We start from the raw sequence: 14759 nt of genomic DNA on the forward strand, positions 1-14759 counted from the left end.
GCACGGGGGGAGCGGTTAGCCCGCGGTATTTTCTGTGTTCTCCGCGAAGGCCTCCGGCGGTGGGCAAGCGCACACCAGGTTGCGGTCACCATAGGCCTCATCAATGCGGCGCACCGGTGGGAAGTACTTGTTGCGGCGCAGGCTGGCTACCGGGTAGGCAGCCTGTTCACGGGTGAACTTAAACGGCCATTCATCGGCAGTAACAATCTCTGCGGTGTACGGCGCGTTGTGGATGACAGATGACTCGTACTCCACCTTGCCGTCAATGATTTCCTGAATCTCCGCGCGAATAGCGCGCATGGCCTCAATGAAGCGGTCCAGCTCGCCCAAATCCTCAGACTCGGTGGGCTCCACCATGAGGGTGCCGGCGACGGGGAAGGACAGGGTGGGGGCGTGGAAGCCGTAGTCGATGAGTCGCTTGGCGACATCGGCAGCCGTGACGCCGGAGGCATCGGTCAACTCGCGGAGGTCGAAGATGCACTCGTGTGCAACCAGACCCTCATTGCCGGTGTAGAGAACCGGGAAGGAGTCCTTGAGGTTCTTGGCCAGGTAGTTGGCGCACAGGATAGCGCCCGCGGTGGCGTCCGCGACACCCTGGGTGCCAATCATGGCCAGGTAGCCCCAAGAAATAGGCAGCACGCCGGCGGAGCCATACTTAGTGGAGGTCACCGGCACGCCCTGGGAGGAATCCAGCGGAGTGCTGGCGTCCATCTCTGCGTTGGGATCCCCCGGCAAGAAAGGAACCAGGTGCTCCGCCACGCCCACTGGGCCAACTCCCGGACCGCCGCCACCGTGCGGGATGGTGAAAGTCTTGTGCAAGTTCAGGTGGCTGACGTCCCCGCCAAACTCACCCGGCTTAGCCCAGCCGGACAGCGCGTTCATGTTAGCGCCATCAATGTAGACCTGGCCGCCGGCCGCGTGGACCTTCTGGCAGACCTCGCGGACCTCCGGATCAAACACGCCGTGGGTGGACGGGTAAGTAATCATAATGCCGGCCATACGGTTGCCGTGCTGCTCAATCTTGGCGTCTAAGTCAGCGACGTCAATAGAGCCGTCATCGGCAGTCTTGACCACCACCACGCGCAAGTTAGCCAGCGTTGCAGACGCAGCGTTGGTGCCGTGCGCCGAAGACGGGATAAGAATGATGTCACGCTCGGTGTCACCGTTGGCAACATGGTAGCGGCGAATGGCCAAAAGACCCGCTAGCTCACCCTGGGAACCAGCGTTGGGCTGGATGGAAACCTTGGCGTAACCAGTGATTTGGGACAGCCATTCCTCAAGCTCCTCAATGAGCTCGCGCCAACCGGCGGTGGTCTCCTCCGGCGCATAAGGGTGAATGCCCGCGAACTCCGGCCAGGAGATAGGCTCCATGGCCGCGGTGGGGTTGAGCTTCATGGTGCACGAGCCCAGCGGAATCATGGTGCGGTCCAGCGCCAAGTCCCGGTCGGAGAGCTTGCGCAGGTAGCGCAACATCTGCGTCTCCGAGTGCGTGGAATTAAAGATCTTGTGTGTCAGGTACGGGGATTTACGCTTGAGATCCTCCGGCAAAGCGGCCTTAGCCTCTTGTACCGCAGAGATACCAAAGCCTGCTGCCAGTGCCGCGACGTCAGCTTCTGAAGCGGACTCACCGAAGCTGACAGAGACCTTGTCTGCGCCGATGGCGCGGACCAAGTAGCCGGCTTCCTGCAGCTTGGCCTTCACCGCTGCGGCGTCAACGCCGGTGACGGTCACGGTGTCAAAGAAGCTATCCGTGACCAGCTTCAGGCCGGCACCCTTGACAGTGGCGGCGAAGGCGGTGGCGCGGGCGTGGATGCGCTCCGCGATGTTTTTTAGTCCCACCGGGCCGTGATAGACGGCGTACATGGAGGCTACGTTGGCCAGCAAGGCCTGGGCGGTACAAATGTTAGAGGTAGCGCGCTCGCGGCGGATGTGCTGTTCACGCGTCTGGAGTGCCAGGCGGTAGGACGGGAAGCCGTCCTGGTCCTTGGTGACGCCCACCAGCCGGCCGGGCATCTGGCGCTTCAGCTTCTCCGTGACCGCCATGTAGGCAGCGTGCGGGCCACCAAAGAACAGTGGTACGCCGAAGCGCTGCGTGGAGCCGGTAACGATATCAGCGCCGAACTCACCCGGTGCCTCGAGCAGCAGCAGGGACATGGGGTCAGCCACGACAGTGGCCAGGGCGCCACGGGTGTGCAGCTCCTCAATCAAGGCGCGGGGGTCCAAGATGTCACCCTCAGTGCCCGTATAAGCGATGACTGCGCCCACAATGTCCTCACCCACAAGGCCTTCGCGCAAGTCGGTGATTTCCACTTCCACTTCAATGGCGCGGGCGCGCTCAGCGGCAACGTTGATGACCTGGGGGTGCAGGCGGGAATCCAGGACCACGCGGCGGCCCTTCTTCACCGCGCGGGACATCAGCCCCACGGCCTCCGCGACGGCGGAGGCCTCATCCAGCAGGGAGGCGTTGGCAATCGGCAGGCCGGTGAGGTCCTCGATGAGGGTCTGGAAGTTCAGCAGGGCCTCCAAGCGGCCCTGGGAAATCTCTGGCTGATACGGGGTATACGCCGTGTACCAACCAGCGTCTTCCAGCAGACCGCGGCGGATAACCGGCGGGGTGATGGTGTCAGAGAATCCCTGACCATAGAAAGACTTCAGTAGGGTGTTTTTCTCCGCGTACCCGCGCAGTTTCTCCTGCGCCTGAAACTCCGTAAGAGCGGCGGGTAGCTGAGGATCCTCCTCAGCACGGATATTAGCGGGAAGAGCGGCCGAAACCAGCGCCTCCACACTGTCGTAGCCGACGCTGTTCAGCATAGTTGCGCGCTCATCAGCATCTGGTCCCAAGTGGCGGGTGATAAATGACATTTTTCTGACACTCCTTGTTGGGGTAAGTGTGGCCTTATAAACCGCCTCCAATTATATGGGCTCTGGGAAAAATTAACCCCGATTACCCCTATAAGAAAATGTGACCAGCACCATGGCAAGGAATGCGGCCACCATCCCGAAGGCGAAAGTAGCGCCGTAGCCCATCCGTGGACCCACAAAGGAAAGGAGAAAAGGCGCAAAAAATCCCACATAAGTAAGGGTGTAAAACACCCCCGTAGCCGCGCCTAACTCCGCCGCGGGGGCCAGCGCCTGAGTTTCCGCCAGGCCGTTGACCATGTTTACGCCGTAGGAAAACCCTAGGACAACCGCCGCCACCGGCAGCAGCCACAACACCCAAGCGTGCTCCCGGTTCACCGCGATAACAAACGCCAGTCCCATACCCACTGCAGCCGCGAAGAGACCAACAACTGCCGACCAGCTGCGGGCTATCCGCTGCACCAACGCCCCCGTCCCCATGGTGAGAAACGCCAGGGTGCCGGCAACCGCGATAGGAAAGGACGTGTGGTCTTTAACCAGCAGTGGCAGGAAACCGAAAGCGGTGGTGACGCTACCGAATACCCACGGCGCGTAAGCGAGCACGGGGATGAACTTGGGGGTGGCTAGACATCGGGGCAACCACGCGCGCCGGGCTGGCTTAGACGAGTCCTGTGGTAGTGCTCTTGATAGTGCTCTAGGTGGGGAGGCTGGTGCCATCCAGGCCAGCGGAATAACTAACACCGTGAGGGCAAGGTGGACTACGTACGGGGCAATGGTGGGAAGCGGCAAGAACTGGCTAAGCAGCCCCGCGATAAGTGGTGCGGTGGCAAAGCCCAACGTCAGTGCCACGGAGGAGCGCTGCGCCCCCACAGCCACAGATGGGCTCAGTTCCTTCATCCAGGCCGCACCTGCCGCCATGGTAAGGCCCACCGCGACGCCAACAATAAGGCGCGCTGTGAGCAGGACAGTGAAATTACCGGAATAGCCGGAAAGAAATAACAAAGACCCCGCCGCAGTGCACAACAACGCCGGGCGAATGATGGTCCGCCTGCCGTAAATATCAGAAAGCGGTCCACCGATAAAAAGTGCCACCGTGAGACCGACTGCATAGAAGCCGAAAAGAAACGTGGTGTGAAGCGCCGTCAATCCAGTAAAGCGCTGATAAGCCAAAATCATAGGCGCGAAAAGATTGGCCCCGAAAGCCACTACGTACATTCCCAAGGCAACCCGGAACCAATCTTGCTTTAGCATGTTGCTAAGTATAGTGGCCCCCGTCACCTGTGCGGCAGGTGGTTTCTAGCCACCCCCGCCTAAGACCAAAAATTTCCTGCGGTGGAAAACTGCTCAAACGGATCTACGCGAACCCCGTGGGGGATAGGTCAGGGGAGAGAACCTCCGGAGATGAGTGGGTGAGGCAATCATGTACGGCCGCGCCCCTTGGGAACCCCGGGGCTAGCTCACCTGTGGGCGCAACGCGGTGCTTCACCGTTTTCCGGCGCGGTTTTCCCGCTTAGGCACCATGTTCTGCCCATCCGCGTGCTCTAGGACCCGGAGGTTTTTCCGCAGGGGCGTTAAAACGCCCAAAAGGCCGCCCACGCTTCTAAACGGGGGCGGCCTCTTATTACCGGAGTTTGCTCCGGGGTGGAGACTCAGCGGCTTTTAACAGCTCATTAAATGTCGAGGTCTGCTTCAAAGTCAGCGGTCTCAAGGCGGTCCTTGATGGTGGTGATGAAGCGACCCGCGTCAGCACCGTCTACCACCTGGTGGTCGTAGGTGAACGGCAGGTAGCACATGTAGCGGATAGCAATTGCGTCCTGGCCATCCTCGGTAATAACTACCGGGCGCTTGGTGATAGCTGCGGTGCCCAAGATACCGGCCTGTGGCGGAACCAGGATTGGGGTATCAAGAAGCGCGCCTTCGGAACCAATGTTGGTGACTGTGAAGGTAGCACCGGTGAGGTCGTTTGGCTTCAGCTTGTTGTTGCGAGCCTTGTCAGCCAGCTCCGCGATGGCCTGAGCAATCTCCGGCAAGGTCTTATCCTGTGCCTTGTGGATGATTGGGGTCAGCAGGCCACGTGGGGTGTCAACAGCAATAGCGACGTTGACGTCTGGGTGGTAGGTCATCTCCTTGGTCTTCGGGTTGTACGAAGCGTTGACGTTCGGATGGGAGACCAGAGCTTCAACCGTAGCCTTGACAATGAAAGGCAGGAAGGAGAGGTTCGCGCCGTGCTTGTCAATGAATGGCTTCTTGGCGGTCTTACGCATGTTCCAGATGGAGGTCATATCGACTTCCTGGACGTGGGTGAGCTGAGCAGAAATCTGCAGGGCCTCAACCATCTTGGTAGCCGTGATCTCACGGATACGGTTGACCTTCTTGGTGGTGCCAATGAGCTCCTGCTTTTCTGGATCCACGGACTTGGTGGACCAGCGCGCACGTGGATCACTGGAGGATTCGCCGGAAGCAGCGCTATCCTTGCCACCCTCAGCGGCAGCTAGGACGTCCTGCTTGCGGATACGTCCGCCAACGCCAGTGCCCTCAACGGTGTTGAGGTCAATGCCGTGCTTGTCAGCGAGCTTGCGTACGAGCGGGGTGACGTAAGGAATATTTCCGCCATTGTTGACCTTGGAGGAAGACTCGGAGGAAGACTCGGAGGAAGCAGACTTCTTTGGCTCTTCCTTCTTCTCAGCCTTCTTTTCCTCAGCCTTGGCCTCAGCCTTTTCCTCGGCCTTCTTGGCGGCGTCTTCCTTGGCCTTTTCTGCGGACTTGTCTTCGTCCTTCTTCTCTTCCTTCTTTTCGTCCTTGTCCTCGGAAGAGTCAGCGCTGCCGTCACCGATTACCGCGATAGCGGCACCGACCTCAATGGTGTCATCTTCCTCAGCCAAAATCTTGACCAGGGTGCCAGCGATTGGGGAAGGAATTTCGGTGTCAACCTTGTCGGTGGAAACCTCAAGCAGGGGCTCGTCTACCTCAACGGTGTCGCCTTCGGCCTTGAGCCACTGGGTGATGGTGCCCTCAGTGACGGACTCACCGAGCTCAGGCATGACAACCTCTTCACCCTTACCGGAGCCGGAGGATTTATCTTCCTTCTTGTCCGCATGAGGCTTATCTTGTTTGTCTTCCTTCTTGTCCTCTTTTTCTTCCTTCTTGTCATCCTTGTCGGAAGATGAAGAAGAACCAGCGTTTTCATCACCGATACGGGCGATAACGGCTCCAACCTCAATGGTGTCATCCTCTTCGGCGAGGATCTCTACCAGCGTGCCAGCAACCGGGGAAGGAATTTCGGTGTCAACCTTGTCAGTGGAGACCTCAAGCAGTGGCTCATCCACCTCAACGGTGTCACCAACGGACTTCAGCCACTGGGTGATGGTGCCTTCAGTGACGGACTCACCAAGCTCTGGCATGGTGACATCTTCCGCGTCACCCGAGCCGCCGGAAGACTTCTCTTCCTTAGCATCAGAGCCGGAATCAGAATCAGATTCAGATTCAGATTCTTTGGACTCTTCTTCAGCGGAATCATCAGAGTCGTCAGAGTCATCACCGGAGCCGGCTTCGTCTTCCTCGCCGATGATGGCAATGATGGAGCCGACGTCGATGGTGTCATCTTCCTCAGCTTTGATCTCAAGGATGGTGCCGGCAACCGGGGAGGGGATCTCGGTGTCAACCTTGTCGGTGGAAACCTCAAGCAAAGGTTCGTCTACCTCTACCGTGTCTCCAACGGACTTAAGCCACTGGGTGATCGTGCCTTCGGTTACGGATTCGCCCAGTTCGGGCATCTCTACGGAGTGCGCCATGGTTGTTTTAACTCCTAAAAGTTGGAAGTAAGTTGAAAAAGTTCTCGCCTAATCCTACCGCGTTTAAGCCCTAGAGGTGACAATCTGGCCCTGCTTTTCCCCTGAGTGCGGGTAGAGTGTATTTCCATGTTCAATCCATTCCGTCGAAATTCTTCAAAATCCCAGCTGCGACCACCCCGCGCACCTGGGGATACTGTTCGCGCGGAGGACGCCCAACAACTGAAAAGTTGGGCACAGGGGCGCGGGTTAGTCGAAGGGTTTGTTGAACCAGAAACCGTGGTCAATGAGATGTCCGTGGTTTTAGTAGACGAAGAAGGGGACTTTATCCGCCGTCCCATCGGGGGACCCAAAGGAATTGATGCCGTGGCAAAGCTGCTTGGCGCCCCCATTTATGACGTGGAGGAAACCGGGTACCCCCAACGCATGCGTGAGCGCATGGAGCGCGAAAGAATTTTGCGCAAGCGTGAGGAACAACGCCAAAGGCGCGAACGCTTGAACCGCGAGGACAACGCGTAAAAGGGGCCAGCAGCTTCACATAGCTGCTAACCCCTTCTACGTAAGAGTGGCCCCGGTATAAGTGTGGCCTACCCAACTCCGGCCCGGGACGGGCCTTGAGTTGGACCTGTTGGTTACTTCCTTTCCTTGCCGGACTCCGCGGCGATATCGGCGAGAGTAGCCAGGATAGTGCGCACCGGGGCACCGGTGGCGCGTTTGACGTTGTAGCCATAAGGGGATCCGCCGTTCCAAGCAGGACCGGCCACGTCAATGTGGACCCACTCAATGCCTTCGCCCACGAACTTAGACAGGTAGGTTCCGGCGTATTCCATGCCGCCTTCACGGTTGCCGTCAATGTTGCGGATATCGGCCACCGGGGATTTGATGGATTCCTCATGCTCCTCAAGTAGCGGCATGGCCCAGGCGTTTTCGCCTACCTCGCGGCCCAGCTTGGCCACGCGGTCACGGAAATCCTCTGAGCCCATGACACCGGCGGTGCGCTTGCCCAGTGCAACTAGCTGGGCACCAGTGAGGGTGGCGGTTTCGATGAGGTAATCAGGCTTGGCCTCCGAAGCCAAGGCCATGGCGTCGCCTAACACCATGCGGCCCTCAGCGTCAGTATTTAAAACCTCAGAGGTGATGCCACCGTAGTGAGTGACAACGTCGCCCGGGCGGGTAGCGCCACCGTCAGGCATATTTTCTGCCAGTGGCAGGTAGGTGGTGATATTGACGTCTAGCCCCAGCTTGGCGGCAGCGAAAGTGGCACCGGCCACAGCAGCGGAGCCACCCATGTCGGAAATCATGTCCCACATACCGGCACCAGGCTTCAAAGAGATTCCGCCGGTATCAAAGGTAATTCCCTTACCCACCAACGCTACGTTCTTGGCCTTCTTACCGGACTTGTAGGTCAGGCGCACCAGACGCGGTGGGCGCTGGGAGGCCTTTCCAACTGACATGATTCCGCCAAAGCCCTGCTTTTCCAATTCCTTCTCATCCAGGATATCCACCTTCACGTCGGTGCCCTTGGCGTGCTTGGCAATGAAGTTGGCATAGGACTCTGGGTAGAGGAAGTTGGCCGGGGTGTTGACCAAGTCACGGGCCAAGATGGTGCCCTCCGCGTTGATGACGCCAGTGTTAAACGCTGCCTTATCCTCATCCGTGGAGCCAATCAAGAAGGTGAAATTGGCGGGTTTATCTTGGCTCTTGAGCTTGTCCGTCTTGTTGCCACGGTGAACGTAGCCGCCCAGCATGATCCCTTCCACTGCTGCTGTTAGCCCAAAATCACCGAGGGTGGTGGCCACGTGTCCCGCGCCGGACAAGGCGCGTGCGGCGGAACCGGCGGCGCGCCGCACGGTTTCTGCGGAGATTTCCTCCGGGTCGCCAAGCCCCACGGCAACAATCACGTGAGCGGGGGATTTGGCAGGGGCTGGAACGCGGGTGACCTCACCTGACTTGCCGGTTGCTCCCAGTGCGGACAGCGTGTCGAATACCTCGCGCAGCTGCTTGCCGCCCACCAAGTTGGTGGAGGGAAGCTCCAGTCCATCAGTTCCTTTGAGGACAGGGATGAGGTAGGTCTCTGCCTTTTCTGGTGCTTTTACCGCAGACTTGAGTTTTGGTGCCAGCCCCAGAATTGGTCCTGCTTTTTCAGTCTTAGCCACTAGTTCTCCTTGGATTGATGTGTACGAAGCCGGTTCTTGTGTGACCGGTCTTGGGTATATACGTTTACCCATTGTAGCTAAGCGGACGGAGTAGCCAGGAGATCCCAAAAAATGGTTTCAGGGTTTTATGCCATGGGATTATTTGAGTGCGGTATTCTTGACAACCATGACTGAACTGGAATTTACTACCGAAACCAACCCCCACTCCGCCAGCGCCGAAAAGATAGCCAAGACCTTGGCCAATCCCGGTTTTGGCAACATCTTTACCGATCACATGGTGACCATTGATTGGAGCGAGGACAAGGGGTGGCACGACGCCCGCGTGCGCCCCTACGAACCCTTTGCCATGGACCCGGCCTCAATGGTGTTCCACTACGGTCAGGCAATCTTTGAAGGAATCAAGGCTTACCGTCAGGCCGACGGCTCCGTGGTCACCTTCCGCCCCGAGGCCAACGCTAAGCGCCTGCAAGCCTCCGCCCGGCGCCTGGCCATGCCGGAGCTACCAACGGAACTTTTCATCGAGTCGTTGCAGCGCTTAGTGGACATAGACAAAGCCTGGGTGCCGGCCGCCGGTGGGGAAGAGGCACTGTACTTGCGCCCCTTTATGATCTCCACGGAAGTGGGGCTGGGTGTTCACCCCGCCAACGCCTACCGCTACGCAGTCATTGCCTCCCCAGCGGGTGCGTACTTCTCCGGCGGAATCAAGCCCGTGTCCGTATGGCTGTCTAAAGACTACGTCCGCGCGGCTCCTGGTGGAACCGGTTCCGCCAAGTTTGCCGGCAACTACGCAGCCTCCCTCCTGGCGCAGGCACAAGCAGCGGACAAGGGCTGTGACCAAGTGGTCTGGTTGGACGCCATTGAGCGCAAGTACATCGAAGAAATGGGCGGGATGAACCTGGCCTTTATCTACGGCGAGCCAGGAAACCAGACTCTGGTCACCCCAGAGCTGTCCGGATCCTTGCTGCCCGGGATCACCCGTGACTCCCTGCTCCAGGTAGCCCAAGACATGGGCCTTCAAGTCAAGGAAAGCAAAATCTCTTATGAGCAGTGGCGCGAAGACGCCACCTCCGGCGCAATGACGGAAGCCTTCGCGTGCGGCACCGCCGCCGTAATCACCCCAGTGGGCCACGTTCTGGGAGACGGCATTGACTTTGTGGTCAACAACAACGAGCCCGGCGAAACCACCATGAAGCTACGCGAGCGCCTCACCGGCATTCAGCGTGGCACCGTGGAAGACAAGCATGGCTGGTTGCACAAGCTCACCGGGTAGCTGCTCTCCGGTGACAGGGTGGGTCACCGCCCGGGGTGGCCGTCCCCGGACGCCGGGCTGGACGGCTTCGCAGAAGACGGTTACTTCTCCTGCTGGTCTTCCGGTTGATTGAGGAGCTCGCGCGTGGCAGAAACTTCCTCCGCCACAATCTCCAGCGCACCATGGATGAGCGGGAGCGCGGATAGTGAGCCTACGCCCATGCCGGTGGTGAGTTTCAGGTCCAGCAGGGGCTGGAGGCCTAAGTCCTCAAGCGCCAGGTGGTGGGCGGGCTCAGCGGTAACGCTGGCCGCCTGGACCCAGGCGGCCGTGCCGGGAGCCAGCCGCTCCGCCAGCACCGCGGCCACGGCGGTCAACGGGGAGTCAATGAGCATTGGCGTCCGGCGCGCGGCCGCCTGCGCGATAAAGGCTGTTAGCGCGGCCAAATCATAGCCGCCAATAGTCCGGATGATATCCCGGGGATAAGTAAGATGGCGCAAATCCCGGGCGCGGAACATGGCGTCCCGGATAACCCGGACTTTTGCCTTCCACAGCTGATCAGTAATACCGGAACCCGGACCAATGATGGCTACCGGCTCAGTACCGGTGATAAGCCCCATGACGGTGGCAGCCACGGTAGTGCTTCCCACGCCTAGATTTGCGGGAATGAGGAAATCCGCGCCCGCGTCAATTTCTTTGTCTGCTACCTCGCGGCCCAGCGTGAAGGCGTCTTCCAACTGCTGTTCACTAAGCGCGTCCGCAACGTCAATAGCGCCGCTAGGTGGGGTAGCAACCGTGACAATTGCCGGGGCGCTACCATGCGCCCCGCCTGGGTGAGCAATGCGTGCAAGAGCGTGCGCCGGCGATAGACCATCTTCCAATTCCTGGAGCTGCTGGGTAGTAGCCTCCGGCGCAAAAGCCGAAACGCCACGTGCGGCAATCCCGTGCTGCCCGGCAAAGACCACCACCCGCGGGCTGCTGATGCGCGCCGGGGGAACGCAATCCTGGCACCCGGCCAGCCACGCCGCCACCGCGCCAAGGCGGCCAAAGGACACACCGCGCGGGCTCGTGGAAAGCGCAAGCAAGGTGGCATCGGCAGCGGAGCGCGCTGGGGCCGTAACCTCCAGGAAATCAGTCATGACTACTCCTTGTCCATCGTCGGTTGCCAACCCTTAACTGATTTTCGCGCCGCGTTCCACCTGCGGGCGCGGAGTCCGCCACTTCCGCGGCTGGGACGCGCGGGAGTAGGCGTAGAAGCCCAAGTTAAACCCGGCTTCCGTAGTACCCGGGAAATTCACACGCACCGCGTTGTTGCACTTGCGGGCAAGGTAGACGCCCTCAACGGCAAACACCACAATGACCACCATGGACGCGATAGTCAACCAGTTGGCAAAATTAGGGGCCGCCGTAGAGACAAACAGCAAGACCATCAGCACGATTGCCACTACCATGACCCACTCATTGATAAAGCTGCGGGAGTCCACCCAGTCACGCACGAACCGGCGTACCTCACCCTTGTCGCGGGGCATGAGGTAGCGCTCATCGCCCGCAGCCATGCGCTCTTGGACGTGCTTGTCATGCTCGCGGCGCTCCGCGCGCTCTTTCTTTTTAAATTCCTTCCACTCCTGCTTGGACATGGACTGCTTCAGCTTCTTGCGGTTAGTATGCCGCTGGGCAGCAGAAACACCACTGGGATCGCGGCGTACGCCGCGCTTAATCTCCTGCTCAACGCGCTTTGGCGTCGGGCGGCCCTTGGGTGGGGTATAGCCCTTCGGGAGGTCTTTCAAGCCGGACTCCTGCTCAGTCTCCGGCCGGGATTCCGGCCGGGGCTGTGCTTTGGGCTCAGGCTTGGCCTGCGCCGTAGGGGAGGGATCCGCTTTTTTCTTAAAAAGAGCGCTGGCTTTAACGCTGCGGGTCTTTCCACTGGGATTCTTGGGGCTATTAGTCGATTTACTCACATATCCAAGGTTACAAGGTCATAGCTCGATATGGGAATAACTACTAACGGGCGGGTGTTGGGTGGAGAGTGTAGCCTGGCCTTGTTGCCCTCGCCGTTGGCGAGTATGGTGGAGACCACACTTTCTAAAACTATTTATATACCTTAATCAAAGGAGATGACATGACCGCCCCAGCTTCTGCAACTGGCGTCATTTTGACCGAGGCCGCCGCTGCCAAGGCCAAGGCCCTGCTCGAGCAGGAAGGTCGCGAGGATCTCGCGCTCCGCATAGCCGTGCAACCAGGTGGCTGCGCAGGTTTGCGCTACCAGCTCTACTTCGATGACCGCACGCTAGACGGTGACAAGACCGACGTCATTGGCGGAGTTAAGCTCGCCGTTGACAAAATGTCAGTCCCGTACCTCACCGGTGCAACCATTGACTTCGCTGACACCATCGAATCCCAGGGTTTTACCATTGACAACCCCAACGCCGGCGGCTCCTGCGCCTGCGGTGATTCCTTCAACTAAACGCGCCGCGCTTTTTGCTTAAAGTCCCAGCACCGTACAGGTGCTGGGGCTCTTTTGCGGGGTGGGTGTTGGGGTCTTGGTGGGATGGCTGTTGGTGGGGTGGGGATGACTAGACCCCCGCGGCTTATGTGCCGTGGAGGCACGCGGTGCGGGGGTCAGGTAGCTCAACGCGGTTGGGCGGTGCTGGTTAGAGGCGCACGGGGTAATCGCGCTGCTCAATGTTGGGATCAATCCGGTTTTCTACGAAAATACCGTGCCAGATCATAAAGGCCAGAACTGTCCACAGGCGGCGGGAGTGATCGCTTACGCCATCGCGGTGCTCCTTGAGCATCTCCAGGACCTCGGGTTTGTTAAAGATGTCCTCGGTCTGGGATTCGTTGATGGTGTCTTGCGCCCAGCCGTAGAGTTCCTCGCCTGCCAGCCAGTGGCGCATGGGGACGGGAAATCCTAGCTTCTTGCGGTTGAGCACGTGGGCGGGAACAATCTGTTCCATGGCTTTGCGCAGTGCATACTTGGTGGTGCCGTGGGCAATCTTCAGATCGTGTGGGATAGTTTCCGCGACCTTGAATACTTCCTTATCCAGGAAGGGCACGCGCAGCTCTAAGGAGTTGGCCATGTTCATCTTGTCCGCTTTGACCAGGATGTCCCCGCGCATCCAGGTGAACAGATCTAGGTGTTGCATGCGGGCAACCGGGTCAAAACCTTGTGACTCCGCGTAGATGGGGGCGGTGACCTCACGGTGATCCCACTCGCGTTGGGCCCAGGGGATAACTCGCTGCATTTGCTCGAAGTTAAAGGAGCGGGCGTTGCCGTAGTAGCGCTCCTCCATGGTTTGGGAGCCGCGGTCGAGCAGTGATTTGCCCTTCATGCCGTCGGGCAGAATGCGGGAGAGTTTGCCCAGCCCTTGGCGTAGGGGAGTGGGGACCTTTTCAAACGGAGCTAGGGACAGCGGCTCCTTGTAAATGGTGTAGCCACCAAAGAGTTCATCGGCGCCCTCACCGGAGAGCACAACCTTGACGTGCTTGCGGGCCTCTTCTGCCACGAAGTACAGCGGCACCAGGGAAGGATCCGCCACGGGGTAGTCCAGGTACCACATGATTTTGGGGATGGCGGCGGCGTATTCCTCCGGGGAGACAATCTTGACAATGTGTTCTACGCCGATGGCCGCGGCAGATTCCGCCGCCACATCTACCTCGGAGTAGCCTTCGCGTTCAAAGCCGGTAGTAAAGGTCAGCAGGTCCGGGTTGTGGCGCTTGGCCAGGGCGGCGATGGCGGTGGAGTCGATTCCCCCAGACAGGAAAGAACCCACGGTGACGTCCGCGCGCATGTGTTTTTCCACGGAGTCCTCTAGCGCGGTGGCTATCTTGTCAAATAGCTGTTGCTCGTCGCCCTTGGCTACCGCGGCTATGGGGAAGCTGGGCCGGAAGTAGCGGGTGGAGATTACCTCCCCGCCGGGGCGCAGGGTGACGGTGGAGCCGGATTCCACGCGCCGAATATTGGCGTGGAGGGATTCAGGTTCGGGTACATATTGCAGGTCAACGTAGTGCTCGATTGCGCGCCGGTCAAGGCTGAGATCTAGACCGATGTCCTCGGCCATTTCGAGGATGCACTTCATCTCTGAGGCAAAGACCGTGCCTGCCTGCGTGGTGGCGTAAAAAAGTGGCTTGATGCCAAATTGGTCGCGTGCGGCGAACATCGTCTTTGTCTCTGAGTCCCAGATGGCAAACCCGAACATGCCGCGCAGGTGGTTGACCACGTCCGCGCCCCAGTGGTGGTAGCCCACCACGATTGGCTCACCGTCGCCTTCAGTATTAAAGGAGTAACCCAGTTCCCCAAGCTCCTCACGGAGCTCAATGTAGTTGTAGATTTCCCCGTTGAAGGTCAAGGCGTAGCGCTCTGGGTTATCCTCTGGACCCCAGCGCAGGGGTTGGTCGGAGTGCTCAATGTCGATGATAGCCAGGCGGTTAAAGCCAAAAATGGCGTCATCATCGTGCCACGTACCGGCTGCATCTGGCCCCCGATGCCGCATGCAAGGCAAGGCCTGCTCAGTTGCCGCAAGGTACTCAGTTGCATTGCCCCGGGCAGTGAGCATGGTTAAAAGACCGCACATGTTTATTTTGCTCCTTATTATATGTATCAAAATCCACCGTCGGGCGGCGTCCCTGTCTATCCACTTTACGGCCAAACGCACGCGGAGTGTTACCAAGCCACGCCCGGGGTAGTGGTTCCAACGGCGCTGAATTAAC

Annotated in this window: 10 protein-coding genes; 3 read left to right on the plus strand and 7 right to left on the minus strand. The window is 59.2% G+C overall.

Annotated features, from left to right (window positions below):
- Nucleotides 1-15: 15 nt before the first annotated feature.
- The 3 genes from gcvP to sucB form a co-directional block, all read right to left on the minus strand.
- Nucleotides 16-2862, minus strand: coding sequence for an aminomethyl-transferring glycine dehydrogenase (gene gcvP / locus F4V58_RS03585; RefSeq protein WP_075733426.1), 2847 nt, complete (start codon nucleotides 2860-2862; stop codon nucleotides 16-18).
- Between the two features lie 72 nt (nucleotides 2863-2934).
- Nucleotides 2935-4110, minus strand: coding sequence for an MFS transporter (locus F4V58_RS03590; protein ID WP_075733428.1), 1176 nt, complete (start codon nucleotides 4108-4110; stop codon nucleotides 2935-2937).
- Nucleotides 4111-4529: 419 nt separating this feature from the next.
- Entirely contained in the window at nucleotides 4530-6650 is a 2121-nt protein-coding gene (gene sucB / locus F4V58_RS03595; RefSeq protein WP_075733430.1) for a 2-oxoglutarate dehydrogenase, E2 component, dihydrolipoamide succinyltransferase, read from the minus strand.
- Nucleotides 6651-6776: 126 nt separating this feature from the next.
- On the opposite strand from sucB, the gene F4V58_RS03600 reads away from it, so the two are divergent.
- Nucleotides 6777-7166 carry an oxidoreductase gene (locus F4V58_RS03600; RefSeq protein ID WP_075733432.1) on the plus strand — a complete coding sequence of 130 codons (390 nt, stop codon included), beginning with the start codon at nucleotides 6777-6779 and terminating at the stop codon, nucleotides 7164-7166.
- A gap of 113 nt (nucleotides 7167-7279) precedes the next feature.
- Here the strand turns inward: F4V58_RS03600 and F4V58_RS03605 are convergent, their stop codons facing one another.
- The gene (locus F4V58_RS03605) at nucleotides 7280-8803 is read right to left on the minus strand and encodes a leucyl aminopeptidase (RefSeq protein WP_075733434.1); all 1524 of its coding nucleotides are present in this window, start codon (nucleotides 8801-8803) and stop codon (nucleotides 7280-7282) included.
- A 166-nt stretch (nucleotides 8804-8969) separates the two neighbouring features.
- Here F4V58_RS03605 and F4V58_RS03610 point away from each other — a divergent pair, with 166 nt between their 5' ends.
- Nucleotides 8970-10073: a branched-chain amino acid aminotransferase gene (locus tag F4V58_RS03610; protein ID WP_075733436.1), complete on the plus strand. Its 1104-nt coding sequence runs from the start codon at nucleotides 8970-8972 to the stop codon at nucleotides 10071-10073.
- A gap of 80 nt (nucleotides 10074-10153) precedes the next feature.
- Here F4V58_RS03610 and F4V58_RS03615 read toward each other — a convergent pair whose 3' ends face one another.
- The gene (locus F4V58_RS03615) at nucleotides 10154-11188 is read right to left on the minus strand and encodes a nicotinate-nucleotide--dimethylbenzimidazole phosphoribosyltransferase (protein ID WP_075733438.1); all 1035 of its coding nucleotides are present in this window, start codon (nucleotides 11186-11188) and stop codon (nucleotides 10154-10156) included.
- 33 nt (nucleotides 11189-11221) lie between these two features.
- Nucleotides 11222-12007, minus strand: coding sequence for a DUF3043 domain-containing protein (locus F4V58_RS03620; protein WP_075733440.1), 786 nt, complete (start codon nucleotides 12005-12007; stop codon nucleotides 11222-11224).
- Between the two features lie 161 nt (nucleotides 12008-12168).
- On the opposite strand from F4V58_RS03620, the gene F4V58_RS03625 reads away from it, so the two are divergent.
- Entirely contained in the window at nucleotides 12169-12513 is a 345-nt protein-coding gene (locus F4V58_RS03625; protein WP_075733442.1) for a HesB/IscA family protein, read from the plus strand.
- A gap of 187 nt (nucleotides 12514-12700) precedes the next feature.
- Here F4V58_RS03625 and asnB read toward each other — a convergent pair whose 3' ends face one another.
- Entirely contained in the window at nucleotides 12701-14623 is a 1923-nt protein-coding gene (gene asnB / locus F4V58_RS03630; RefSeq protein WP_075733444.1) for an asparagine synthase (glutamine-hydrolyzing), read from the minus strand.
- Between the last annotated feature and the right edge of the window lie 136 nt (nucleotides 14624-14759).

The sequence above is a fragment of the Corynebacterium phocae genome (assembly GCF_008693075.1).
Taxonomy (GTDB): Bacteria; Actinomycetota; Actinomycetes; order Mycobacteriales; family Mycobacteriaceae; genus Corynebacterium; species Corynebacterium phocae.

Bases quoted from the DNA above. Each gene is read 5' to 3' on its own strand.
- F4V58_RS03615 (WP_075733438.1), bottom strand. From the start codon at position 11,188: ATGACTGATTTCCTGGAGGTTACGGCCCCAGCGCGCTCCGCTGCCGAT.
- gcvP (WP_075733426.1), bottom strand. From the start codon at position 2,862: ATGTCATTTATCACCCGCCACTTGGGACCAGATGCTGATGAGCGCGCA.
- F4V58_RS03590 (WP_075733428.1), bottom strand. From the start codon at position 4,110: ATGCTAAAGCAAGATTGGTTCCGGGTTGCCTTGGGAATGTACGTAGTG.
- sucB (WP_075733430.1), bottom strand. From the start codon at position 6,650: ATGGCGCACTCCGTAGAGATGCCCGAACTGGGCGAATCCGTAACCGAA.
- F4V58_RS03610 (WP_075733436.1), top strand. From the start codon at position 8,970: ATGACTGAACTGGAATTTACTACCGAAACCAACCCCCACTCCGCCAGC.
- F4V58_RS03600 (WP_075733432.1), top strand. From the start codon at position 6,777: ATGTTCAATCCATTCCGTCGAAATTCTTCAAAATCCCAGCTGCGACCA.
- F4V58_RS03625 (WP_075733442.1), top strand. From the start codon at position 12,169: ATGACCGCCCCAGCTTCTGCAACTGGCGTCATTTTGACCGAGGCCGCC.
- asnB (WP_075733444.1), bottom strand. From the start codon at position 14,623: ATGTGCGGTCTTTTAACCATGCTCACTGCCCGGGGCAATGCAACTGAG.